A 23,440-nucleotide genomic window follows, 5' to 3' on the forward strand; every position below is an offset into this window, starting at 1 on the left:
CACTCAAGTCTGCCCTCCACGGAGCGCCTGACAAAACTCGCTCATCTGCGGCAGGCTGCCAAGGTGCCCACCCAGCCCGCCGTCGATGCTGCCGACTTCCTCGACCTGGCCGACCCGGAAGCGGTCAGCCCACGCGCTTGACGGCCCAGAGGAAGTCGCCGAAGCCGCCCGGCGCCACGAGGGCGGCCGCCGCGGACCCGGAGGCGAGGGCCTTCAGGTAGGCGTGCGGGTCGCTGTCCGCGAGCTCGATCGGCGGGGTGCGGCCGTCGACGCCGAGGCCGCGCAGCGCGGTCCGCTGGTCGACCAGCTCGTCGTGGTCGAGGGAGTCCATCGCGACGTGCGCGGTGAGGTCGCACGAGCCGTCCGGCACAGGAGCGACCTGTTGCCCCCGCCGGTATGCCGTGAGGGTGCCGGCGGTGGGCCGGTCGCCCCCGCGGTGGCCGTAGTCCACGGCGACGACCACCCCGCGGGTCACCCGGCTCACGAGGTCGGCCCAGGCCAGGTCGCGGGGGCGGCCGACCTCCACGCGCTCGCCGGGAGCGCCGGTCGGCCAGTGGGTGGTCGCCCAGCCGAGGTCGTCGCCCTCGACCGGCTCGCCGGGGGACTCGGCACCCGTCGCCGGGTCGACCAGCAGGTGGCGCAGGACGCCCCGGTCGTCGACCTCGGCGACCGGGCACGGGACGACGTCGAGCCACTCGTGCGCGACCACGAGCACCCCGTCGAGGTCGCGGAGCTCGTCCGGGAGGTCAGGCCCGCCGGGGGCGACGAGCCACGCGGCGGACGCGGCGAGCGTCTCCGGCCTGGCCACGACGTCGACGCCGGTGAGCCGCAGCGCCGGCTCCGCGGCATACAGGTGGTCGAGGAGCTCGCCGCGGCCGGCGCCGACGTCGACGACGTGGCCCAGGCCGTTCTCCCGGGCCAGTCGGGCGAGCGCCGCGCCCAGGACCGCACCGGGGCCACCGTGGGTCGCGGTGCTGAAGTGGCCGGACGGGCCGGCCGCCGACCGGTAGAAGCCGGCGGAGCCGTAGAGGGCCTCCTGCCACGCCTCCTGCCAAGCCACTGGGGTCACCCGCCCAACCTATTGCGCGTCGTGTGCCTGAGGCGGAGGCACGGGCCCGTCTCAGGCAGCCGGCTCGGGAGATAGGTTGGGCCGGTGACTTCGGCCGACGAGCGTCCCGCCCGCCTTGACGTCGGTGTCGTCGGTGCCGGGCGGGTCGGCGCCGTCCTCGGTGCGGCCCTGCAGCGCGTCGGGCACCGCGTCGTGGCCGTCTCGGGGGTCAGTGAGGAGTCGCGGGACCGCGCCGCCCACCTGCTGCCGGGGACACCGGTGCTCGCGCCGGAGGACGTCGTGCGGCAGGCCGAGCTGGTGGTCCTGGCCGTGCCCGACGACGCGCTCGCCGACCTGGTCGCCGGGCTCTCGGCGACGCGCACCTGGCAGGCCGGCCAGCTCGTCGCGCACACCTCCGGGCGCCACGGGCTCGAGGTCTACGCCCCGGCGCTCGACCAGCACGTCCTGGGGCTCGCCCTGCACCCCGCCATGACGTTCACCGGCACCGGTCTCGACCTCGACCGGCTCGTCGAGTGCTGCTTCGGGGTGACCGCGCCCGAGCCGCTGCGACCGGTGGCCGAGGCGCTGGTCCTGGAGATCGGCGCCGAGCCGGTCTGGATCGAGGAGTCGGCGCGCGGGCTCTACCACGCGGCGCTCGCCCACGGCGCGAACCACCTCGTCACCCTGATCGCCCAGTCGTTGCAGGCGCTGCGCGCGGCCGGTGTGGAGTCGCCCTCGCGGGTGCTCGGGCCGTTGGTCTCCGCCGCGCTCGACAACGCCCTGCGGGCAGGTGACGCTGCCCTCACCGGGCCGGTAGTGCGGGGGGATGCGGGTACCGTTGCCGAGCACCTGCGACAACTCCAGAGCCTCACCCCCGACATCCGTCCGACCTACGTGGCGCTGGCGCGGGCGACGGCCGAGCGGGCGCTGGCCAGCGGCCGGCTCAAGCCGCACGTGGCCGAACCCCTGTTGGACATCCTCGCCACCGACCAGGAGCGATAAGTGAGCGAACAGCCCGGTATGCCGTCCGCACCCGCGGGCGCGACCGTCACCGACCTGCCGCCTTCCGGGAAGGTCGAGCCGGTGGTCGCCAGGACCCGCGAGGAGCTGCACGTCGCCCGGCGGGCGCTGACCGACGGCGACGTCGCGGTCGTCATGACGATGGGCGCCCTCCACGAGGGTCACGCGACCCTGATCGAGACCGCCCGGCAGCGGGCCGCCCACGTGGTGGTGACGATCTTCCTCAACCCCCTGCAGTTCGGGCCCCGTGAGGACCTGTCCCGCTACCCGCGGACCTTCGACTCCGACATGGAGATCTGCCGTCGCGCGGGGGTGGACCTCGTCTTCGCGCCCACCCCCGACGTGATCTACCGCGACGGCGATCCCGGGGTGCGCATCTCGGCCGGACCGCTGGGCAACGTGCTCGAGGGCCAGGCCCGTCCCGGCCACTTCGACGGCATGCTGACCGTGGTCGCCAAGCTGTTCCACCTCACCCGGGCCGACTCGGCCTACTTCGGCCAGAAGGACGCCCAGCAGCTCCTGCTGATCCGCCGGATGGTCCGCGACATCGACTTCCCCGTGAAGGTGGTGTCGGTGCCGACGGTGCGCGAGCCCGACGGGCTGGCCATGAGCAGCCGCAACACCTACCTCACCGACTCCGACCGCGAGACGGCGCTGTGCCTCTCGCGGGCGCTGCGAGCCGGCGCGGCAGCCGCAGCCGAAGGCCCCTCGGCGATCCGCAGGGCCGCCCGCACGGTCCTCGTGCGCGAGCCGTTGGCCCTGATCGACTACCTCGTCCTCGTGCACCCCTACACGTTGGAGGACGTGCCCGAGTGGTATCGCGGCGAGGCGCTGTTGGCCGTCGCCGGGCGCGTGGGCACCACCCGGTTGATCGACAACCTGCCGATCTCGGTGGGTCCGAACGGCGGGGCCCTCGAGGTCTTCTCCGACGTCGACTCCGCCGGGGCCTGACGATGCAGCGCTTCATGCTCTACGCCAAGATCCACCGGGCGACGGTCACCCAGGCCGACCTGCACTACGTCGGCTCACTGACGATCGACCGCGACCTCATGGACGCGGCCGGGCTGCTGCCGGGTGAGCAGGTCGACGTCGTGGACGTCGACAACGGCAACCGGCTCACGACCTACGCGATCGAGGGCGAGCGGGGCAGCGGGATCGTGTGCATCAACGGCGCCGCAGCGCGGCTGATCTCGCCGGGAGACACCGTCATCGTCATCGCGTATGCCGCGATGGACGACGCCGAGGCGCGCACCTTCGAGCCGCAGGTCGTCTTCGTCGACGACCACAACCGGATCGTCGAGGTCGGCCACGACGGCGGCGACGTGCCCGAGGGGTTCGGCCTCAAGACCTCTGCGGTCACCCGGCGCCACCATGACTGACCAGCCGTCGCCGGCCGCCGACCCGCTGCTGATCCCGCGGCGCCTCGTCGCGGGTGACCCGGGGTGGACCACGTCGGCCGACGTCGTCGTGGTCGGTTCCGGGATCGCCGGGCTGACGACCGCGTTGCGGCTGCGGCAGCGGGTCGACCGGGTGCTGCTCGTCACCAAGACCGTGCTCAACGAGGGGTCCACCCAGTGGGCCCAGGGCGGCATCGCCGCGGCCCTCGACCCCGGGGACTCGCCCGCGGAGCACCTGCACGACACGCTGGTCGCGGGCTGCGGCATCTGCGACGTCGCCGCGGTCACCGCACTCGTCCACGAGGGTCCGGCGAGGGTCCGCGAGCTGGTCGCACTGGGGGCCGAGTTCGACCGCGACGCCGAGGGTGAGATCAAGCTGACCCGGGAGGGCGGGCACCACAAGGACCGGATCGCCCACGCCGGCGGCGATGCCACCGGCAAGGAGATCTCACGGGCGCTCATCGCGGCCCTGCACCAGGTGCAGGACGACCCCGGCATCGAGGTCATCGAGCACGCCCTCGTGGTGGACCTGTTGCAGGACAAGGACTCTCGCGTCTGCGGCGTGACGTTGCACGTCATCGGCGAGGGCCAGATGGACGGCGTGGGGGCGGCCACCTCGCGTGCCGTGGTGCTGGCCACCGGAGGTCTCGGGCAGGTCTACTCGGCGACCACCAACCCCTCGGTCGCGACGGGTGACGGCATGGCCGCCGCGCTGCGTGCCGGTGCGGTCATGGCGGACGTCGAGTTCGTGCAGTTCCACCCCACCGTGCTGTGGCTCGGCGAGGGGTCCAGCGGCCAACAGCCGCTCATCTCGGAGGCGGTGCGCGGGGAAGGGGCGTTCCTCGTCGACCGCGACGGCGTGCGCTTCATGCAGGGCCGGCACCCCCTGGCCGACCTCGCCCCACGGGACGTCGTCTCGCGAGCCATCGTCGACCGGATGCAGCAGACCGGCGAGCGGCACGTGTTCCTCGACGCGCGCCACCTCGGTCGCGAGTTCCTGGAGGCGCGCTTCCCGTCCATCGTGGCGCGCTGTCGCGAGCTCGGTTTCGAGCCCGCCACCGAGCTGCTCCCCGTCGCCCCCGCGCAGCACTACGCCAGTGGCGGGGTGCGCACCGACCTCGTCGGCCGGTCCTCGCTCGACGGCCTCTACGCGTGCGGCGAGGTGTCGTGCACCGGGGTCCACGGCGCCAACCGGCTCGCCTCCAACTCCCTGCTCGAGGGACTGGTCTTCGCCCACCGCATCGCCGACGACATCAGCGAACGCCTGGCGCTGGGCGAGCTCCCGCAGTCGGCCCCGACCGCGCCGAGCGGTGACGCGGCGCTGCTCGACGGCTCCGCGCGCGTGCAGGTGCAGGCGACCATGACCGAGGGCGCCGGCGCGGTGCGTTCCGCGACCTCCCTCGCCGCCACCGCCGCCGCCCTGCGCGACCTGGCCCTCGCGGCCACGTCCAACGAGCCCGGACCGCAGTCGTGGGAGACGACCAACCTCCTGCACATCGGCCAGGTGCTGACCTTGGCCGCGTCGCTGCGCGAGGAGACGCGCGGCGGGCACGTCCGCAGCGACCACACCGAGCAGGCCGACCCGCAGTGGCGTGGGCACACCCTGCTCGTCCGCGGCGCCGACACCCGCGTCACCACGACCTTCGAACCGGTCGCCGAACAGGACCTGACGTGACCGAGCTGGCCTTCCCCGAGACCGACGCGCTCGCCGTCATCCGCACCGCACTCGACGAGGACCTCGGCGGACCGGACGGGGTGGATGTCACGACGACCGCGACGATCCCCGTCGAGCAGGTGAGCACGGCGCACGTGGTCGCGCGCGAGGGTGGCGCGCTGGCCGGCATACCGCTGGTCGCCATGGTCTTCGACCAGGTGGCCCGACGGATCGGCGCAGAGCCGCTGCAGGTCACGGCCGGGCGAGCCGACGGCGACGTCGTCGCGAAGGGTGACGTCGTCGCGGTGCTGGAGGGCTCGACGCAGGTCACGCTCGTCGGCGAGCGCACCATGCTCAACCTCGTGTGTCGCCTGTCGGGCATCGCGACGCACACCCATGCCTGGGCGCAGCGACTGGAGGGCACCGGCGCCACCGTCCTCGACACCCGCAAGACGACGCCCGGGCTGCGGGCGCTGGAGAAGTACGCGGTCCGCGCGGGTGGAGGCACCAACAAGCGGATGGGCCTCTACGACGTGGCCATGATCAAGGACAACCACAAGCTGGCCGCGGGCTCGCTGAGCAAGGCGTATGCCGCGGTGCGGGCGAGGTTCCCCGACGTCCCCATCCAGGTCGAGGTCACCTCGACGCAGGAGGCGCTCGAGTCGGTGGCGGTCGGGGCGCGGTTCCTGTTGTGCGACAACATGTCCGTCGACCTGCTGCGCGAGACCGTGGCGGCCGTGCGAGCGACCGGTCAGGACGTCGAGCTGGAGGCGACGGGTGGGCTGACCCTCGACGTGGCCCGCGCCTACGCCGAGACCGGGGTCGACTACCTGTCGGTCGGCGGGCTCACGCACTCCTCGCCGATCCTCGACCTCGCCCTCGACCTCGTCGACTGACCTGACCCCGGCTGGGCGCGGGGCCCGGTAGGCCGGTCGGTACCCTTTGCGGGTGAGCCAGCCCCCCGAGAGCACCACCTCCGCCGAGGTGGCCCAGCCCGACACCGTGATCGACACCGACCTGCCCGAGCAGATGCAGGTGCGTCGCGACAAGCGCGACCGGTTGCTGGCCGAGGGGAAGCAGGCGTTCCCGGTGACGGTGCCCCGCACCCACACCCTCGCTGCGGTCCGCGAGCAGTGGGGCCACCTCGAGACCGGCGAGGAGACGCAGGACGTCGTGGCTGTCGCCGGTCGCGTGATCTTCATCCGCAACACCGGCAAGCTCGCGTTCGCGACCCTCCAGGAGGGGATCGGCACCCGGCTCCAGGTGATGCTCAGCCTCGCCGAGGTGGGCGAGGACGCGCTCGCCGAGTGGAAGTCGACCGTCGACCTCGGGGACCACGTCTTCGTCGAGGGACGGGTCATCTCGTCGCGTCGTGGCGAGCTGTCGGTGATGGCCACGCGGTGGGAGATGGCGTCGAAGGCGCTGCGCCCGCTCCCGGTGCTGCACAAGGACCTGTCCGAGGAGTCGCGGGTCCGGCAGCGCTACGCCGACCTCATCGTGCGCCAGGAGGCGCGCGACATGGTGCGCACCAAGGCTGCTGCCCTCTCGGCGATCCGCGGGGTGCTGGAGTCGCAGGGCTACCTCGAGGTCGAGACGCCGATCATCCAGCTCGTGCACGGTGGCGCGGCGGCCCGGCCGTTCCGCACCCACATGAACGCGTTCGACCAGGAGATGACCCTGCGGATCGCGTTGGAGCTCAACCTGAAGAAGGCCGTGGTCGGCGGCGTCGACCGGGTCTACGAGATGGGGCGGATCTTCCGCAACGAGGGTGTCGACGCGACCCACAGCCCCGAGTTCACGATGCTCGAGGCCTACCAGGCGTACGGCGACCAGACGACGATCGCGACCCTCATGCGAGACGTCTTCCTCGGCGTGGCCGACGCGCTCGGCTCCCGTCAGGTCGAGACCGCAGCGGGCACGGTCGACCTCGACGGCGAGTGGCGCTGGCTGCCGGTCTACCAGGGCGTGTCCGAGGCGGTGGGCGAGGTCGTCACCATCGACACGGACGTCGAGACCCTGCGCGGGTATGCCGCGAAGCACGACGTCGCCATCGACCCCGCGTGGGACAAGGACAAGGTCTTCCTCGAGCTGCTCGGCGAGCTGGTCGAGCCCGGTCTGCTGCAGCCCACCTTCCTGTGCGACTACCCCGCCATCGCCCAGCCCCTCGCGCGCCCGCACCGCAGCGAGCCCGGCCTGATCGAGGCCTGGGACCTCATCATCGGCGGCGTGGAGCGGGGCACCGGGTTCTCCGAGCTCGTCGACCCGGTGGTGCAGCGCGAGGTGCTCACCGCCCAGTCGGTGAAGGCGGCCGGTGGGGACCCCGAGGCGATGCAGCTCGACGAGGACTTCCTGCGCGCGCTGGAGTACGGCGCGCCCCCGATGGGTGGCCTCGGGTTCGGGGTCGACCGGCTCGTCATGCTGTTCACCGACGCGAGCATCCGCGAGACGATCCTGTTCCCCCACCTGAAGCCCGAGGTGTCCCGATGAGTGGCGTCTGGCCCTACGTCGCCGCGCTGATCCCGTCGGCCGGCGTCGGCTTCCTCTTCTGGCTCGTCATCAAGAACATGATCGAAGGCGACCGCAAAGAACGCCTCGCACATTCGCAATGGGATGCGGCGCACCCGGAAAATCCACCCGTGGTGGACAATTCAAAGGGCAGCGACAAAAAGGGCGCCGACAAATAGCATTCGGCGTCATTTCCCCTTTACCGTGCGACCCGATAGTTTTGGCTCGACAGAATGTCCGCGGGAAAGGATTCCAGATGGCCCAGCGAGTCAACATCGTGCTCGAGGACGACCTCGACGGTTCCGAGGCCGACGAGACCGTGACCTTCGCCCTCGACGGTGTCTCGTACGAGATCGACCTCAACGCGAAGAACGCCGCCGCCCTGCGTGATTCGTTGGCGCAGTATGTCGGTCACGCCCGCCGCGCCGCCGGTCGCCGTCCCGCCGGACGTCCGGCCGCCGCCAGCCGTGGCACCGGGAAGCGCGACCTCGCCGATGTCCGTGAATGGGCCCGTTCCAACGGTCACCAGGTCAGCGACCGCGGCCGCATTTCCGCCGAGGTCCAGGCCGCCTACGACAAGGCGCACTGACCCTGCAGGTCACCCACGTTCCTGGGGGTTCGCCGGCACGTCCGGGCGTAGCAGGAGATCCGGTACTTCCGGGCGTAGCAGGAGATTTGGTACTTCCGGGCGTAGCAGGAGATCCGGTACTTTCCTGGAGCTGGCGCGACATTGTCGAAAAGCAGCGCGCCGGAATCGACGCACTGCAGCCGTGGCGCGAGCGGCTGAGCAGCTCGACGGCTCGTCAGTATGCCGCGGTCGTGCCTGAGTCGATGCCCTCCGCCTTCGTGTTGCAGTGGACCCTCGAGGCGGCTGCCGAGACCGGCGTGCACGCGGCCAGGCACGACTCCGCGGTCGTGCACCCCTTCGAGGCGGGGCTGAGCTTCGAGCTGCAGCCGAGCCAGCTCTACCCCGTGGAGGCCCGGTACGAGCGGTCGCGGGCGACGGTCGCGCCGCTAGCCGCTCGGCTGGAAGCCGCGCAGGCGGCATACCGCGCCGACGCGGTCGAGCTCGCGCTCGGCTACCACTCGACGGTGAAGCTCGGCGAGCACACCCGACGCGCGATGGTCGACGACGTGTGGGCGATGACCCTCGCCCGGGCCAGCGGGCAACGCCCTCCGGAGCGCGGGTCGTGCTGCTTCATCTACGTGCTGCCGGGCGTGCACGAGTGCTCTGGCTGCCCGCGGCTGGCCAGCTAGGCGAGCAGGTCGGCCAGGAGGTCGCCGTCGGACTCGAGGCGGTCGAGGACCTCGTCGAACATCAGCTGCTCGAACTTCTTCCCCTCCGCGCCGGCCTCGACCTCGTCCCACGACCGGGGGGCGGCCACGGTCGGGGTCTCCTTGCCGCGCAGGGAGTAGGGGCACACGGTCGTCTTGGCGGCGACGTTCTGGCTCCAGTCGAGGAAGATCTTCCCGGGGCGCAGGGACTTGGTCATCTTCCAGACGATGAGGTCGGGGTTCTTCTTGGTGAGCTCCTGCGCCAGCTGCTGCGCGAGGTCACGGGTCTGGTCGGAGGTGAGGTCGCCGGGCAGTCCCGCGTAGAGCTGCATCCCCTTGCTGCCACTGGTGACCGGGTAGAGGTCGAGGCCCAGCGCGCCGAGTCGGTCGCGCACCATGAGGGCGACCCGGGCGCACTCCTTGAGCCCCGCCGGCGCACCCGGGTCGAGGTCGATGACGAGCCGGTCGGGGTGCTGCCGCTTCCCGTCGAGCACCCGCCACTGCGGGATGTGCAGCTCGATGGAGTTGAGGTTGATGAGGTAGGTCAGCTGCGCGAGGTCCTCGACCATCGGGTAGGTGACGTCGTCGATCTTCACCCGGGGGAGCCAGGACGGCGCCCCGGACGGCAGGTTCTTCTCGAAGAAGCTCTGGTCGCCGGTGCCGTGCGGCCAGCGCACGCGGGTCAGGGCCCGGTCGGCGAGGTGGGGGAGCAGCACGTCGGCGACCTGCGCGTAGTAGTTGAGCAGCTCGCCCTTGGTGGTCTCCGTCGACGGGTACATCAGCTTGTCGAGGCTGGTGAGCTTGAGCGTGCGTCCCGCGACCTCGACGCGGGTCGCCCGCGGGACGTAGCGCTCAGGCACCGTCCACCTCCTGGAGGTCCTCGGGCGTCAGGTCGGTGCGCAGGCCGAGGTATGCCGGCTGGCGCAGCCGCCCGTCGCGCGTCACCTCGAGGGTGCGCGCCTCCACGACGACGACGGGGTCGACCCAGGTCGCGCCGACGCGGTCGAGTCGCGGCACCTCGTCGCTGAAGGGTGAGTCGGCCCTGGTGTGCGGAGCGAGTGCCTCGGCGAGCTGCACCGCCGCCCGTCCTGCGATCCCGCTGCCCATCCGGCCGGCGAACCGCCACCCCCCGGCGCCGTCGGGCACGCCCAGCAGCACCGCGCCGAGCCGCCCGGAGTCGTTGGTCTTCTCGGCCCGCCAGCCGCCCACCACCGCGGAGATCGCTGTCCGGTGCGGCGACTTGAGCCAGTCGGCCGAGCGCCGCCCGGGCAGGTACGGAGCCGACCGGCGCTTGCTCACCACCCCCTCCAGCCCCTGCTCGAGAGTGGCGGCGAAGAGCTCTCGGCCGTCGTCGTAGACCGGCGGCACCTGCCAGTGCCGGCCGGCGAGGTCGAGCCGCTCCAGCAGCTCGCGCCGCGCCGACAGCGGCTGGGCAGTGAGGTCGGAGCCATAGAGCCGCAACAGGTCGAAGACCATCAGGGTGACGGGTCGCACGGCCGACAGCCGCTCGGCCTTGCGCCGGTCCCGCACGTGCATCCGGTCGGCGAGCGCCCCGAACGAGGGCCGGCCGCCGTCGAGGGCCACCACCTCGCCGTCGAGGAGCATGTCGTCGTAGGTCTCGGCGAGCGGCAGCAGCTCCGGGAAGCTCACCGTCACGTCGTTGCCGATCCGCGAGGTCAGCGTCAGCACCCCGTCGTGGACGTCGGCAAGGACACGCATGCCGTCCCACTTGACCTCGTGCAGCCACTCGTCGCCGTCGGGAATGACGGTGGTGGGACTGGCCAGCATGGGGCGCATGGGGCCATCCTGACGCATAGGCTGGTTCCCACGTGCGAGGCCGGAGGTGTCTCGCCAGGGACGGGGGCTTGTCCGCGGACAGGCCGATGGAGAGGACGACCACCATGCGAGCGATCTGGAAGGGCGCAGTGTCCTTCGGCCTGGTCAACGTGCCGATCCGCCTCTACTCCGCCACCGAGAACCACGACGTGCAGTTCCGGCAGGTGCACCGCGAGGACGGCGGCCGGATCAAGTACCAGCGGATCTGCAGCATCGACGGCGAGATCGTGTCGTACGACGACATCGCCAAGGGCTACGAGACCGAGGACGGCGAGATGGTCGTCCTCACCGACGAGGACTTCAAGGACCTCCCGGCCAGCAGCAGCAAGGAGATCTCGGTCGAGAAGTTCGTCCCCGCCGAGCAGATCGACCCGATGCTCTACGACAAGTCCTACTACCTCGAGCCCGACAAGGCGTCGACCAAGCCCTACATCCTCCTCCGGGACGCGCTCGAGAAGGAGAACCGCGTCGCCGTCGTGACGGTCTCGATCCGCACCCGCATGACGATGGCCGTGCTGCGCGTCCACGAGGGCGTCATCCTCATGCAGACGATGTTGTGGCCGGACGAGATCCGCAAGCCCGACTTCGCGACGCTCGACGACGACGCCAAGGCCACCAAGCAGGAGCTGGCCATGGCCGACCTGCTCATCGAGCAGCTCGCCGGTGACTACCAGCCCGACGACTACGAGGACGACTACGCCGCCGCGCTCCAGTCGCTCGTCAAGGCCAAGGTCGAGGGCGGCGAGGTCCAGTTCGCCCCCGAGTCCAAGGACGAGTCGGGCGAGGTCGTCGACCTGCTCGCGGCCCTCAAGAAGTCCGTCGACAAGGCGAAGGCGTCGCGCGGGGAGTCGACGTCCGACACCGCCAAGCCTGCGGCCAAGAAGGCCGCAGCCAAGAAGACCGCGTCCAAGGCCACCACGAAGAAGGCGGCCAAGAAGGCCAGCTGACCGCGCCCCGGCCGGTGGGGCTAGGCGTTCTCCTTGCGGAACGTCGCCGTGCCCCACCAGAGCGCGATGGCGAAGAGCACGACGGCCCAGACGCTGCCCCACAGCACGCCGTTGGCTCCGAAGTCGCCGAGGAACGACCCGCGCACCCCGTCGGTGATCCAGCGGAACGGCATGAAGTCGCTGGTGCGCTGCAGCCAGTCGGGCCCGATGGTCATCGGCAGGAGGATGCCCGACAGCAACAGCACGGGCATCATCACGACGTTGATGACCGGCGCCATGACGTCCTCGCTCTTGGTGGTGAGGGCCAGGGCGTTGGACGCCGCGGCGCAGGCGCCACCGACGAGCAGGGTGAGCAGGACCCCGAGGACGACCCCACCCAGCGGAGCGTCCATCCCGACCCAGTAGCCGAGGCCGACCAGCACGAGCGCCTGGACGAGCAGCTGGAGCAGGTCGCGCCAGAGCCGTCCCATGAGCAGGGCGGTGCGGCTCGCAGGGGTGACCCGCTCGGCCTCGATGACGCCGTCACGCCACTCGGAGATCAGCCCGAACCCGGCGAAGAACGCGCCGAACATGCCCAGCTGGACCAGCATGCCCGGGACGAAGAAGGTCCAGGTGTTCTGGACCCCGAGCTGCTCGGCCATCGGCTTGAGCAGCGGACCGAAGAGGAACAGGTAGAGGATCGGCTGCATCAGGCCTATCAGCACCCAGGCGGGGTTGCGCAGGTTCATCCGCAGCTGGCGGCGGAAGACGATGAAGGACTCGCGCAGGAACTGCATGTCACTTCTCCTTCGAGGTCGAGTCGGCCGGGGCAGAGGCCTCCGCGTCACGCAGTGAGCGGCCGGTGAGGGTGAGGAAGACGTCGTCGAGGGTGGGGCGCAGGACCTCGATCGACTCGAGGTCGATGTCGGCGTCACGAAGGTCGGCCAGGAGCCCGGGCACCGCCTTGCCGGCGCGCTGGACGCGGGCGCGGACGTGGTTGCCGTCAACCTCCACGGCGTCGCGGCCGTCGCTGCCCGCCTCGGCGATCGAGTCGAGCCGCTTGGCCGCCTCGGCGACGAGGTCGGGGTCGGCGACCTCGAGGTCGACGAGGTCGCCGGACACCTGCGCCTTGAGGTTGTCGCTCGTGTCGGCGGCGATGATCTTGCCGTGGTCGATGACGATGATCCGGTCGCTCAGGGCGTCGGCCTCGTCGAGGTAGTGAGTGGTGAGGAAGACCGTTGCCCCGCGCCGCTTGCGCAGGTCGGCGATGTGGGTCCAGAGGTTGGCCCGGGCCTGCGGGTCGAGGCCCGTCGTCGGCTCGTCGAGGAAGACCAGCGTCGGCTCGTGGATCAGCCCCATCACGATGTCGAGGCGGCGCCTCTGGCCACCGGACATGGTCTTCGGCTGCCGCCCCCACAGGCCCTCGAGGTCGAGCTGGCCGAACAGCTCCTGCCCTCGACGACGGGCGTCGGCGGACGACATGCCGTAGAGCATCCCGTGGTCGACCACCTCGTCACCGGCGCGCGCGAACTGCCCCGTGGCACCGCTCTGCGAGACGTAGCCGATCGACCGGCGGACCTTCTCGGAGTCCTTGACCACGTCGAAGCCGGCCACCGTGGCCGTGCCCGCCGTGGGGCGCAGCAGCGTGGTCAGCATGCGCAGCGTCGTGGTCTTGCCCGCGCCGTTCGGCCCGAGGAACCCGACGACCTCGCCCTCCGCCACGTCGAGGTCGACCCCGTCGACGGCACGCACCTCGCCCTTCTTCCGGCCCTCGCGCGTCTGGAAGGTCTGCACCAGACCTCGTGCGTGGATCATCGCCCGCTCCCTTGCCTGCTCATCCGTCTGCCAACTCGACCTGTGTTCAAACTTGAACAACCATAGTGTTCAACATTGAACAGAGGGACGTCAAGCCGCCTGCCGGCCCGGCCCTCACCAACGTAGACCGGGCCACCGACAGGAACTCATCGCTGACGGGCGATCAGCTCCACGTAGCGCTGGCGGTCGGTGGCCATCTGCCAGCCGGGGTCGTCGTCCGGGGCCTGCCAGTCGGCCGGCTCGCCGCGCAGGCCGAAGTCGCCGCGGTCCACGCGGGCGATGAGGTTCACCAGCCACTCCCGCTCGGTCTGCCCCATGCCCATCCACAGGTCGGCCAGGGCGAGCACGTGCGGCGGCACCGCCTCGGCCGGGACCTCGCGCGCCAGCTGGTCGCGCGTCGTGGCGTCGAGGTTCGCGAGCCGGGTCTGCAGGGCCTCGCGCACGGCTGTCCGGCTCATCAACGGCATCAGCGCCATGCCGGTGTGGAACGGCAGTGGCGACAACAGGTCGGGCGTCTCCACTGCCTCGCGCCAGAGCTTCTCGAACTCGCGCCGGCCGAGCGGGGTGCTCGTGTAGACCGCCACCTCACGACTGCCGTCGACGAGGTCGTGCCGGTCGAGGTTGCCCTGCTTCGCCAAGGTGGCCAGGCCCGAGTAGATGGAGCCCGGGTTGACGTGGGCCCAGTCCTCGACCTGCCACGACAGCAGCTCACGACGCAGCTGGTAGCCGTTGACCGGCTCGAACAGCATGACGGTGCCGAGCAGCAGGAGTCGGGTCTCGGTGGCCGCCATGGGGTGCAGTGTAGGAGGCACCGTCCTCGACAACCCGTGATGATGGCCCCATGCCCGAAGGCCACACCCTGTTCGCGCTCGCCCGTGACCTCGACGCGGCATACCGCGGCACCCAGCCCACGGCGACGAGCCCCCAGGGTCGCTTCGCCGCCGGGGCGGCGCTGATCTCGGAGCGCACCTTCCTGCACGCGACCTCGTGGGGCAAGCACCTCTTCGTCGAGTTCGAGGGCGACGCCTGGCTGCACGTGCACCTCGGCCTGATCGGCACGTTCACCATCGACGAGCACCGGTATGCCGGTGAGGTGCCGATCGTGGGCCAGGTGCGGTTGCGGCTGGCCACGGACGACCACGTCGCCGACCTGCGGGGCCCGAACCTGTGCGCTGTCATCACGCCCGAACAGGTGGAGGCGGTGACCTCGCGTCTCGGGCCGGATCCCCTACGCCCGGAACCGGATCCGAACCTCTCGTGGCGAAGGATCTCGCGCAGCAGCAAGACGATCGCCGAGCTGCTCATGGACCAGTCGGTGCTGGCCGGGGTCGGCAACGTCTACCGCAGCGAGGTGCTCTTCAGGAGACGCGTCGACCCGTTCCGCCCGGGGCGCGAGATCCGGCGCGCGACCTGGGACGCCATCTGGCTCGACCTCGTCGACCTGCTCCCCCTGGGGGTGGCGACCGGCAAGATCGTCACCGTCGAGGAGCAGGTCGAGGAGGTCCGGGCTCGCCTGGCCGCCGGCCACGTGGACCGCCTCACGGAACGCAGCTCCTACGTCTACAAGCGACAGGGCGAGCCGTGCCTGGTCTGCGGGTCGCGGATCCGCACCAGCGTCGTCGGTGGACGAAACCTGTTCTGGTGCGGGCGATGCCAGCGCCGTCGTTGACCTGGGCGAGCTCGGCGCACCCGTCGATCGACGACCCGTTCGGCCCGAGGGTGAGGGTGCGGGCGCCATAGCGATTGGATCCCTAACCAGTTATGATCATTTCAACGGTTAGCAGGCAAGCGCGACCCCGAGGAGAGGTCAAGCGGTGGTGGACGAGGTCGTCGAGGGTCCCTTCTGGGTCGAGGTCCGGGGACTCGTGCTGCCCCGACCGGTGGGTGGGCACCCCGCGCTCGACTTCGTGAACACCCTGGCCGGATGGGGGGAGCCCGTCACGGGCGACTTCCTCAAGTCCTACGACCACCTGGCGGTGTTCGTGGAGCAGGTGGGCCTGCTCGACGCGCGCTCGGTCACTGCCCTGCGCCGTCGTGCGGCCACGCGCAAGCGCGACGCGGAGGAGGTCCTCGTCGGGGCTCGCGAGCTGCGGGCACGCCTGCGATCGGCGCTGCTCGACCCCGGTGACGAGCGCGCGGTCCGCGCGCTCTCCCGCCTGGTGCAGCCGGCCCTCACCCAGCTGCACCTCCTGCCGGGTCCCCGGCCGACGTGGGACGTCGGGGGCGGGCTGGACCGACCCCTGTCGAGCCTCGCCTGGTCAGGCGCCCAGGCCCTGACCGGCGTGGACCTCACGACCCTGCACGCCTGCCCCGGCCACGAGTGCGGGTGGCTCTTCCTCGACCCACGAGGTCGGCGTCGCTGGTGCAGCATGCGGTCCTGCGGCAACCGCGCGAAGGTCGCTGCCCACGCGGAGCGCCAGCGGGTCGAGTCCGCGAGCTGACCCGCCGAGCGGCGAAAACTCGGTGGCGTGGGGTTCGGTCCGTCCGCCACGATGGTCGACGGCGGGGATGGGTCAGCAGCAGACGTGGCGTGCCACAGTCGGTCCTGCGCGTCGTCCCGTCCTCGATGCCAAGTCAGCCCAGGCAGGCCAGGTATCACGGTGTCCACGACACCTACGGGGTTCAACTCCTCGAAGGGGCGGCGTCGGTCAGGGGATCGTCGGGGCATGCCTTGAGGCCGCAGCCGGACGTGACCACGGACGGCTCGCAGTCCCGCATGCACCGTCGCCTGCCGGCGTCGCCCGCCCACCCAAAGACGCTGTACCACATCCGAATACGTCCACCACCAACGCAACCCCGCGGCATACCTGAAGGAGGTCGCCACCATGAACCCGTTCACCATCACCGTCAACGCGCGCGAGTGCGCGCTGCGCTACCACCACGGAAAGCTCGAGCAGGTCCTGCCCGCGGGGCGGCACCGTCGGGTCCGTGGGTCGCGCTACGTCCGGGTCGACCTGCGTGACGCATTGCTCGCGCTGTCGCCGCAGGAGGTCCTGACCTCCGACGCGGTCCCGGTCAAGGTCACCGCCACCGTCCGGTGGTCCGTCGGTGACCCGGTGGCGTTCGTCGAGCAGTCGGCCGACCCGCTGGGCACCGTCTACCTCGCAGCCCAGGTGGCGCTGCGCGACGCGCTCGCGGGCGCCCCGGTGGAGGCGCTCGCGGCGCGCGGTGCCGTCCTGCCGATCGAGGGGATCACCGCCGCGACCGCGCTCGTGGCGCAGCGGGTCGGGGTCGATGTGGCTGAGGTCGTCGTCAAGGACGTCATCCTCCCGGCGGAGGTCCGGCACGCTGCAGCGGAGCTCCTGACCGCGCGCCACCGTGGTGCGGCACAGCTCGAGGCGGCCCGCGCGGAGACGGCGGCCCTGCGCTCGCTGGCGAACGGCGCCAAGCTGCTCGACGCCCACCCGGCGCTGGCCCAGCTCCGGCTGGTGCAGTCGGCGCCGATCGGCACGCAGCTGGTGCTGCGGGTCGGGGCTGCCGAGCCCCTGCACGACGCGTGACCGGGAGCTCCTGCAGGTCGTCACCTGCGGGAGCTGCCCGGCCGACCACGCGGTCGTCACTGGGGGTGCGCGGTCCAGCGTCCGGCGAGCCAGAGGCCGAGCAGCAGCATCAGGGCCGCGAGTCCGGCGAACGCCACGCTGACCTCGACGTCGCGCTCCTGGACGTCCACGTGCTTGGGCAGGTCGTTGAGCACTCCCTGGAGCTGGTCGGCGTCGCTGGCCTTGAAGTACTCGCCGCCCGTGGTCCGGGCCACGGCCTGCAGGGCCTCCTCGTCGACGACCAGGAAGTTGCGGCCGCCGGGCCCGAGCCCTCCACCGAAGCCCCCGGGTGGGCCGTCGAAGAGCCCGCCCCCGAGCTGGTCGCTGGTGCAGACCATCTGGGTCGGCTCGGTGGTGCCGAAGCCGATCGGAAAGACCCGCACCCCGCGCACCGCGGCCTGCACCGCGGCCTCTTCCGGGGTCACGCCACGGGTGTTGGCGCCGTCGGTGAGGAGCACGACGATCTCGGGCACCGTCTTCGCCTTCTCCGGGGCGGGGGTGGGAGTGCCCGGGGTGGGCGTCTGCGCGTCGGGCCCTTCGCCGGTGCCGTCACCGGTGTCAGCCGGGGCCACCGACGGGTTGATCTCCGAGATGGCATCGATCGACTTGAGGATCGCCGCGCCGATCGTGGTGCCCCGACCCGTGGTCAGCCCGTCCACCGCCTTCAACAGGTCGTCCTTGTTCGTCGTCGGCGCCACGGCGACCTGCGCGAACCCCGAGAAGACCACGAGGCCGATCCGGGTGCGGTCGTCCTGCTGGTCGATGAACTGCCGCACGGCCTCCTGCGCCGCCGCGAGCCGGTTGGGGTCGACGTCGGTGGCGCACATCGACCCCGAGACGTCCACGGCGAGGATCACCGCCGAGCTCGAGATCGGCACCTCGGCGCGTACCTGTGGTCGTCCCGCGGCCAGCCCCAGCAGGGCAAGGCTGCCGAGCACCAGCGCCAGCGGCACGTGTCGCCGCCACATCCGCTGGCGGGGGATCACCGCGCGGATGAGGGCCACGTTGGAGAAGCGCACCGCGTTGCGGCGTCGCCGACGCAGCTGCCAGAGGTATGCCGCGACGAGGACCGGGATGGCCAGCAGGCCCAGCAGCGCGTAGGGGAGGGCGAACGACACGGCTACATCACCCGTCCCGATCGGACGACCGAGACCCCGGCGCCCAGCAGGAGCAGCAGCGCCGCCGCGGCCGCGAACCACGACGTGATCTCGCGTTCCTCCGTGCGGGCGGTCCAGGCCAGGTCGATGTCGTTGTAGACCTTGCTCAGGGCGGCCGTGTCGCTCGCGGCGTAGTAGGTGCCGTCGGTGGTCTCGGCGATCTGCCTGAGCATGGCCTCGTCGAGCCGGGTCGCCACCTGGAAGCCGTCGACCTCGAGCACCGTGCCCTGTGGACTGCCCAGCCCGATCGGGTAGATCCGCACTCCCGCGGTGGAGGCCAGCTCGGCGAGGACCAGCGGGTCCGGGTCGGTGGTGTTCTCACCGTCCGACAGGAGCACCACCGCCGCCGACCCGTAGTAGCCGAGGTCGTCACCCCCTGCGGTGCCGTCCTGTCCGGTCTCGTCGACGCTGATCGGCTTGCCCGCGATGGCGCTGATCGACGAGACGATCCCGCGGCCGAGGGCCGTGCCGCCCTGGGGGGTGAGCCGCTCGACGGCGGCCAGCACCTCCGGGCGGTTGGTGGTGGGCTGCTGGGCGATGACGGCCGAGTCGCCGAACGCGACGACGCCCAGCCGGATCGTCGACGGCTGCTTCGCGACGAAGGCACGGGCCGCCGCCTTCGCGGCGTCCAGCCGGGTGGGCGCGAGGTCCTTGGCAGCCATGCTCGTCGAGACGTCGAAGGCCAGGATGACGGTGCCCTCCCGCCGTGGCTCGGCCACCGTGGCCGCAGGTCGCGCCAGCGAGGCAAGCAGGAGCGTGAGGGCCGCGAGCAGCAGCAACGGCGCGACGTGCCGCCAGCGGTCAGGGCGTCCGGCCGATGCGGCGACCAGGCCCTCGGCGGCCAGCCGGGCCCGGCCGCGCTCACGCCGACGCAGCTGGGCCTGGTAGGCGATGACCAGGACGGGCACGGCGATCAGGGAGAACAGCATGAGCGGCCACGTGAAGGTCATTGCCGCCTCCGTCGCCGCAGCTCGGAGATGCGGGCCAGGGCGCGCACCAGGTCGTCATCGGTCGCGACGGGGTGGATCTCGGTGCCGGCCCGGCGGGCTGCGGCGACGAGCTGCTCCTGGCGCTGCTGCGACGCAGCCGCCAGCCGCTCCCTGAAGACCGGGTCGTTGGTGTCGACGAAGATCTGCTCACCGGTCTCGGCGTCCTCGACGTAGACCATGCCGACCGCGGGCAGCTCGGACTCACGCGGGTCGACCACCTGGATGGCGACCACGTCGTGCCGCCGGGTCAGCAGGGACAGGGGCTGCTCCCACCCCGGCTGGGTGATGAAGTCGGAGACGATGACCAGGAGCGACCGACGGCGGGCGAGGCCCAGCGCCGCCCTCAGCAGCCGCGACAGGTCCGTCGTGTCCTTGGTCGGGTTGGGGGTGGGCGGGCGCAGCAGCGCCTGGCTGATCCGCAGCACCTGCTTGCGGCCCTGTCCGGGCGGGATGGTCGCGATGTCGCCGTCGAACATCGCGGCGCCGACGTGGTTGCCGCCCCGGGCCAGGATGTGGGCGATCGTCGTCGCGATCTCGGCCAGCACCAACGACTTCTGGCGGTCCACGGGCCCGAAGCCCATCGACGCCGAGCGGTCCAGGAGGAGCCACGCCGTGACCTCGCGGTCCTCCACGTACTCCCGCACGTAGGGCGTGTCCATGCGAGCCGTGACGTTCCAGTCGATGTGTCGCAGGTCGTCCCCCGGCTCGTACTCGCGCAGGTCGGTGAAGTCGATCCCGGTCCCGCGGAAGAGCGTCCGGTAGTCGCCCTGCAACCGTCCGTCGAGCCGGCGCACGACGCGCCACTCCAACCGCCGGAGCAGGCGCTCGGCGGTCAGTGGCGTCGACGAACCGGACCCGGGTGGTCCGGTGCTCAGCGCGGTCCGGTCGTCCACGAGGTCTCGGTGGTCTGGGGCTGTGGACGGTCGCGCAGCGGCACGTCCGGCATGCTGACGGCGTCGAGGATCGGGGTGAGCAGGTCGTCCGCGCCGAGGCCCTCGGCGAGGGCCTCGTACGACAGCACGAGGCGGTGGCGCATCACGTCGCGGGCGAGGTCGCGGACGTCCTGCGGGCGGGCGAAGTCACGCCCGCGCAGGAACGACAGGGCCTTTGCGGCGAGGACCAGGTTGATCGACGCGCGCGGGCTTGCCCCGAACGAGAGGTAGCGCGCGAGGTCGGGCAGTCCGACCGCCCCGGGTGAGCGGGTCGCGCTCGCCAGCCGCACGGCATACTCGATCACCGCGGGGTCGACGTAGACGGCGTCGGCCTGCTTCTGGAACTCGACCAGCTGCCCCGGCTCGAGCACCCGCTGGGCCGCCTCGTGGGTCGTCGTCATCCGCTCGACGACGACGAACTCCTCTGAGGGAGTGGGGTATCCGACGAGGGTCTTGAGCATGAAGCGGTCGACCTGCGCTTCGGGAAGCGCGTAGGTGCCCTCCGACTCGATCGGGTTCTGGGTCGCCATCACGAGGAACGGGTCGGGGGCCTTGAAGGTCTCGCGCCCGATGGTCACCTGGCGCTCCTGCATCACCTCCAGCAGGGCGCTCTGGACCTTGGCGGGGGCGCGGTTGATCTCGTCGGCGAGGACGAGGTTGGCGAAGACCGGCCCGAGGGAGACCTGGAACTCGCCGTCCTTCTGGTTGTAGATCCGGGTGCCGATGACGTCGGCCGGCACCAGGTCGGGGGTGAACTGGATGCGTTGGAACTCGCCGCCGACGGCCTGCGCCAGCGTCTTGATCGCCATCGTCTTGGCCAGGCCCGGGACCCCCTCGACGAGGAGGTGTCCGCGCGCGAGCAGCGCCACGAGCATGCGCTCGAGCAGGAGGTCCTGGCCGACGATGGTCTTCTTGACCTCGTAGAGTGCCTGCTCCAACGGGTGCTGCCGACCGAGATCGGGGCGGTGCGGTTCCATGCGCTCTCCTCGGGGTGCGATGCGCTACTGCGGTGGGCTGCCGGCGACGCCGCCGGCGGTGGCGATGGGCACGGCGAAGCCGATGCCGACGAAGAAGTTCTGTTCGGACGGGTTCGCCAGCCCGGTGACGATGCCGATCACCTGGCCGCCCTTGTCGAGCAGGGGTCCGCCCGAGTTGCCGGGGTTGACGGCCGCGTCGAACTGGATCAGGCCCTCGAGGGTCTGGTTGCTGTTGACCGTGATCTTGCGGTCGAGTGCGGAGACCACCCCTGCCGAGAGGGATCCGTTGAGCCCCAACGGATGTCCGAGGGCGAAGACGGGGTCGCCGACCCGCGCGCCGCCGCCGAGGACCGCCGGGACGACGACCTGGGGGAGCCGTTCGGGGGCGAGGACGGCGATGTCGGTGGCCTTGTCCTTCTCCTTGATGCTCGCGGGCGACTTGGTGCCGTCCGAGAACGTCACCTCGATGCTGTTGGCCCCGTCGACCACGTGGAGTGCGGTCAGCACCGAGCCGTCGGCGCTCACGACGACCCCGGCGCCGGTGCCGCGTTGCGCACCCTTGGCGTTGGTGAGTCGCGTCCCGATGGTCACGAGCGAGGGCAGGGCGACCCGGTATGCCGCGGCCGCGTCAGGGGGTGCCTTGGCCGCCTCCTCCTGGGCCTTGGCGATGCCGCCCTGGACGGCCTTGTCGACGTCGGAGGCGGTGACTGGGGGAGTCTCCGGTCCTCGGGTCAGTGCGTAGGTGCCCACGACGAGCAGCGCTGCGACGAGGAGGACTGCCACCAGCCAGCGCCGGTGGGCTTGGGCAAACCGGGTCAGCCGGGCCCGCCGACCCGGGGCGCGCGGGTCCTCGTCGGCCACCCCCTGGGGCGGATCGACGACAAGAGGCGAGCCGAGCCGGTCCACCTTTGGGAGCGTACGTCCGATCCTCGTCGCGCGATACGGGAGACCGGGATTCACGGGCAACTCTCAGGTTCGCGAGACAGGGTCGCGCCGTCCTCGGCGCCGGCCGGTCACGGCGGCATACCGACGACCGGGACGCGGCCGTAGATTGCTGGACATGGACCACGTCGTCTCCACCGTCGAGGAACTGCGCTCGCTCCAGCTGGACCGGATGCGCTGGAGCCTGTCCCACGCCTACGAGAACGTGCCGCACTACCGGGCCGCGTTCGACGCCGCAGGCATCCGACCCGACGACCTTCACGAGCTGGCCGACCTCGCGCGCTTTCCGTTCACTGCCAAGGCGGACCTGCGCGACAACTACCCGTTCGGGATGTTCGCCGTGCCTCGCGAGCAGGTGGTGCGGGTGCACGCCTCGAGCGGCACGACGGGCAAGCCGACGGTCGTGGGCTACACCCGCGACGACATCGACATGTGGGCGCAGGTGATGGCGCGCTCGATCGAGGCGGCCGGCGGGCGACCTGGCGACCTCTTGCACGTCGTCTACGGCTACGGCCTCTTCACCGGCGGGCTCGGCGCTCACTACGGCGCGGAGCGGCTCGGCTGCACCGTCGTGCCGGTGAGTGGTGGCATGACCGAGCGGCAGGTGCAGCTCATCCAGGACTTCCGGCCGCGGATCATCATGGTCACCCCGTCCTACTTCCTCGGGATCCTCGACGAGATGGAGGCGCAGGGCATCGACCCGAAGTCGACGTCGCTCGAGATCGGGATCTTCGGCGCCGAGCCGTGGACCGAGCAGATGCGCGAGGAGGTCCAGCGCCGCAGCAACATCCGCGCCGTCGACATCTACGGGCTGTCCGAGGTGATCGGTCCGGGCGTGTCCCAGGAGTCGGGCGAGACCCAGGACGGCCTGCACATCTGGGAGGACCACTTCTACCCCGAGGTCGTCGACCCCGTCACCGGGGAGGTGCTCCCCGACGGGCAGGAGGGGGAGCTCGTCTTCACGTCGCTCACCAAGCAGGCGATGCCCGTCATCCGCTACCGCACCAGGGACCTCACGACGTTGCTGCCGGGGACCGCCTTCCCGCAGTTCCGCAGGATGGCGAAGATCACCGGGCGCAGCGACGACATGATGATCGTGCGCGGGGTCAACGTCTTCCCCTCGCAGATCGAGGAGCACCTGCTGAGCATCGAGGGGCTGACGCCGCACTACCTCTGCGTGCTGACCCGACCGGGTCGGATGGACGAGCTCACCGTGCAGGTCGAGGCCTCGGCCGCCGACTCGACGGCCGAGCAACGGGCCTTCATGGCCGGCGCCCTGCGCACGAAGGTCAAGGACCGGGTCGGTGTCACGATCCGGGTCGAGGTCCTCGAGCGCACGCCCTCGAACGCTCGCTCGGCAAGGCGAAGCGGATCAGCGACCAGCGTCCGCGCTGAGGAGCCGGGCCCTGCTGGCGGGGCCCGAGTTCG

At 71.3% G+C, this 23,440-nt stretch carries 24 protein-coding genes and 1 pseudogene; 14 read left to right on the forward strand and 11 right to left on the reverse strand.

The genetic code is table 11. The annotated features are described in order from the left end of the window. Window positions 1-124: 124 nt before the first annotated feature. A complete protein-coding gene (locus tag AC1DWJ_RS06425) occupies window positions 125-1,069 on the reverse strand; it encodes an SAM-dependent methyltransferase (protein ID WP_477620290.1) in 945 nt (314 codons plus the stop codon). An 84-nt stretch (window positions 1,070-1,153) separates the two neighbouring features. Between AC1DWJ_RS06425 and AC1DWJ_RS06430 the strand changes: the two genes are divergently transcribed. From AC1DWJ_RS06430 to AC1DWJ_RS06470, 9 genes are all read left to right on the forward strand, one after another. Further along, window positions 1,154-2,050 carry a Rossmann-like and DUF2520 domain-containing protein gene (locus AC1DWJ_RS06430; RefSeq protein WP_477620291.1) on the forward strand — a complete coding sequence of 299 codons (897 nt, stop codon included), beginning with the start codon at window positions 1,154-1,156 and terminating at the stop codon, window positions 2,048-2,050. Window positions 2,051-2,068: 18 nt separating this feature from the next. Further along, window positions 2,069-3,019, forward strand: coding sequence for a pantoate--beta-alanine ligase (gene panC, locus AC1DWJ_RS06435; RefSeq protein WP_457254176.1), 951 nt, complete (start codon window positions 2,069-2,071; stop codon window positions 3,017-3,019). 2 nt (window positions 3,020-3,021) lie between these two features. Continuing rightward, complete coding sequence (panD, locus tag AC1DWJ_RS06440; protein WP_477620292.1) at window positions 3,022-3,447, forward strand: aspartate 1-decarboxylase; 426 nt, start codon at window positions 3,022-3,024, stop codon at window positions 3,445-3,447. Next, a complete protein-coding gene (locus AC1DWJ_RS06445) occupies window positions 3,440-5,140 on the forward strand; it encodes an L-aspartate oxidase (RefSeq protein ID WP_477620293.1) in 1,701 nt (566 codons plus the stop codon). Before panD ends, AC1DWJ_RS06445 begins: the two co-directional genes overlap by 8 nt. Next, window positions 5,137-6,015 carry a carboxylating nicotinate-nucleotide diphosphorylase gene (gene nadC, locus AC1DWJ_RS06450; RefSeq protein ID WP_477620294.1) on the forward strand — a complete coding sequence of 293 codons (879 nt, stop codon included), beginning with the start codon at window positions 5,137-5,139 and terminating at the stop codon, window positions 6,013-6,015. Before AC1DWJ_RS06445 ends, nadC begins: the two co-directional genes overlap by 4 nt. A gap of 133 nt (window positions 6,016-6,148) precedes the next feature. Next, complete coding sequence (gene lysS, locus AC1DWJ_RS06455) at window positions 6,149-7,606, forward strand: lysine--tRNA ligase (RefSeq protein ID WP_457254175.1); 1,458 nt, start codon at window positions 6,149-6,151, stop codon at window positions 7,604-7,606. Continuing rightward, window positions 7,603-7,803: a hypothetical protein gene (locus tag AC1DWJ_RS06460; RefSeq protein ID WP_457254130.1), complete on the forward strand. Its 201-nt coding sequence runs from the start codon at window positions 7,603-7,605 to the stop codon at window positions 7,801-7,803. The genes lysS and AC1DWJ_RS06460 overlap by 4 nt, the downstream gene beginning before the upstream one ends. Window positions 7,804-7,880: 77 nt before the next feature. Continuing rightward, window positions 7,881-8,213: a histone-like nucleoid-structuring protein Lsr2 gene (locus tag AC1DWJ_RS06465; RefSeq protein ID WP_056924386.1), complete on the forward strand. Its 333-nt coding sequence runs from the start codon at window positions 7,881-7,883 to the stop codon at window positions 8,211-8,213. Window positions 8,214-8,443: 230 nt separating this feature from the next. Continuing rightward, window positions 8,444-8,881 (forward strand): (2Fe-2S)-binding protein, encoded by a 438-nt coding sequence (locus AC1DWJ_RS06470; protein WP_457254129.1) that lies wholly within the window; start codon window positions 8,444-8,446, stop codon window positions 8,879-8,881. Here the strand turns inward: AC1DWJ_RS06470 and ligD (AC1DWJ_RS06475) are convergent. Both ligD (AC1DWJ_RS06475) and ligD (AC1DWJ_RS06480) read right to left on the reverse strand, forming a co-directional pair. Continuing rightward, window positions 8,878-9,759, reverse strand: coding sequence for a non-homologous end-joining DNA ligase (ligD, locus tag AC1DWJ_RS06475; RefSeq protein WP_477620295.1), 882 nt, complete (start codon window positions 9,757-9,759; stop codon window positions 8,878-8,880). The genes AC1DWJ_RS06470 and ligD (AC1DWJ_RS06475) overlap by 4 nt on opposite strands. Then, window positions 9,752-10,696, reverse strand: coding sequence for a non-homologous end-joining DNA ligase (gene ligD, locus AC1DWJ_RS06480; protein WP_477620296.1), 945 nt, complete (start codon window positions 10,694-10,696; stop codon window positions 9,752-9,754). The genes ligD (AC1DWJ_RS06475) and ligD (AC1DWJ_RS06480) overlap by 8 nt, the downstream gene beginning before the upstream one ends. A gap of 104 nt (window positions 10,697-10,800) precedes the next feature. On the opposite strand from ligD (AC1DWJ_RS06480), the gene ku reads away from it, so the two are divergent. Further along, entirely contained in the window at window positions 10,801-11,682 is an 882-nt protein-coding gene (gene ku / locus AC1DWJ_RS06485; protein ID WP_477620297.1) for a non-homologous end joining protein Ku, read from the forward strand. 20 nt (window positions 11,683-11,702) lie between these two features. Here ku and AC1DWJ_RS06490 read toward each other — a convergent pair whose 3' ends face one another. From AC1DWJ_RS06490 to AC1DWJ_RS06500, 3 genes are all read right to left on the reverse strand, one after another. Continuing rightward, complete coding sequence (locus AC1DWJ_RS06490) at window positions 11,703-12,458, reverse strand: ABC transporter permease (RefSeq protein ID WP_477620298.1); 756 nt, start codon at window positions 12,456-12,458, stop codon at window positions 11,703-11,705. A 1-nt stretch (window position 12,459) separates the two neighbouring features. After that, on the reverse strand, window positions 12,460-13,476 hold the full coding sequence (locus tag AC1DWJ_RS06495; protein ID WP_457254124.1) for an ATP-binding cassette domain-containing protein: 1,017 nt from the start codon (window positions 13,474-13,476) through the stop codon (window positions 12,460-12,462). A gap of 146 nt (window positions 13,477-13,622) precedes the next feature. After that, the gene (locus tag AC1DWJ_RS06500) at window positions 13,623-14,267 is read right to left on the reverse strand and encodes a PadR family transcriptional regulator (RefSeq protein ID WP_457254123.1); all 645 of its coding nucleotides are present in this window, start codon (window positions 14,265-14,267) and stop codon (window positions 13,623-13,625) included. A 50-nt stretch (window positions 14,268-14,317) separates the two neighbouring features. Between AC1DWJ_RS06500 and AC1DWJ_RS06505 the strand changes: the two genes are divergently transcribed. From AC1DWJ_RS06505 to AC1DWJ_RS06515, 3 genes are all read left to right on the forward strand, one after another. Then, on the forward strand, window positions 14,318-15,145 hold the full coding sequence (locus AC1DWJ_RS06505) for an Fpg/Nei family DNA glycosylase (RefSeq protein ID WP_457254122.1): 828 nt from the start codon (window positions 14,318-14,320) through the stop codon (window positions 15,143-15,145). Between the two features lie 145 nt (window positions 15,146-15,290). Next, complete coding sequence (locus AC1DWJ_RS06510) at window positions 15,291-15,917, forward strand: CGNR zinc finger domain-containing protein (RefSeq protein ID WP_457254120.1); 627 nt, start codon at window positions 15,291-15,293, stop codon at window positions 15,915-15,917. 384 nt (window positions 15,918-16,301) lie between these two features. Further along, on the forward strand, window positions 16,302-16,976 hold the full coding sequence (locus AC1DWJ_RS06515) for a slipin family protein (RefSeq protein WP_477620299.1): 675 nt from the start codon (window positions 16,302-16,304) through the stop codon (window positions 16,974-16,976). Between the two features lie 56 nt (window positions 16,977-17,032). On the opposite strand, the gene AC1DWJ_RS06520 is transcribed toward AC1DWJ_RS06515, so the two are convergent. Genes AC1DWJ_RS06520 through AC1DWJ_RS06540 form a run of 5 tightly spaced genes read right to left on the reverse strand, consistent with a single transcriptional unit; the run spans window position 17,033 to window position 21,976 of the window. Next, window positions 17,033-18,133 (reverse strand): VWA domain-containing protein, encoded by a 1,101-nt coding sequence (locus tag AC1DWJ_RS06520; protein ID WP_477620300.1) that lies wholly within the window; start codon window positions 18,131-18,133, stop codon window positions 17,033-17,035. Window positions 18,134-18,135: 2 nt separating this feature from the next. Further along, complete coding sequence (locus tag AC1DWJ_RS06525) at window positions 18,136-19,122, reverse strand: VWA domain-containing protein (RefSeq protein ID WP_477620301.1); 987 nt, start codon at window positions 19,120-19,122, stop codon at window positions 18,136-18,138. Continuing rightward, complete coding sequence (locus AC1DWJ_RS06530) at window positions 19,119-20,054, reverse strand: DUF58 domain-containing protein (protein WP_477620302.1); 936 nt, start codon at window positions 20,052-20,054, stop codon at window positions 19,119-19,121. Before AC1DWJ_RS06530 ends, AC1DWJ_RS06525 begins: the two co-directional genes overlap by 4 nt. Continuing rightward, window positions 20,033-21,070, reverse strand: coding sequence for an AAA family ATPase (locus AC1DWJ_RS06535; RefSeq protein WP_457254115.1), 1,038 nt, complete (start codon window positions 21,068-21,070; stop codon window positions 20,033-20,035). The genes AC1DWJ_RS06530 and AC1DWJ_RS06535 overlap by 22 nt, the downstream gene beginning before the upstream one ends. Window positions 21,071-21,094: 24 nt before the next feature. Continuing rightward, complete coding sequence (locus AC1DWJ_RS06540) at window positions 21,095-21,976, reverse strand: S1C family serine protease (RefSeq protein WP_457254114.1); 882 nt, start codon at window positions 21,974-21,976, stop codon at window positions 21,095-21,097. Between the two features lie 154 nt (window positions 21,977-22,130). Here AC1DWJ_RS06540 and paaK point away from each other — a divergent pair. Next, a pseudogene (paaK, locus tag AC1DWJ_RS06545) lies at window positions 22,131-23,407 on the forward strand (phenylacetate--CoA ligase PaaK). Window positions 23,408-23,440: the final 33 nt, after the last annotated feature.

The organism is Pedococcus sp. P2_D7, assembly GCF_056404295.1.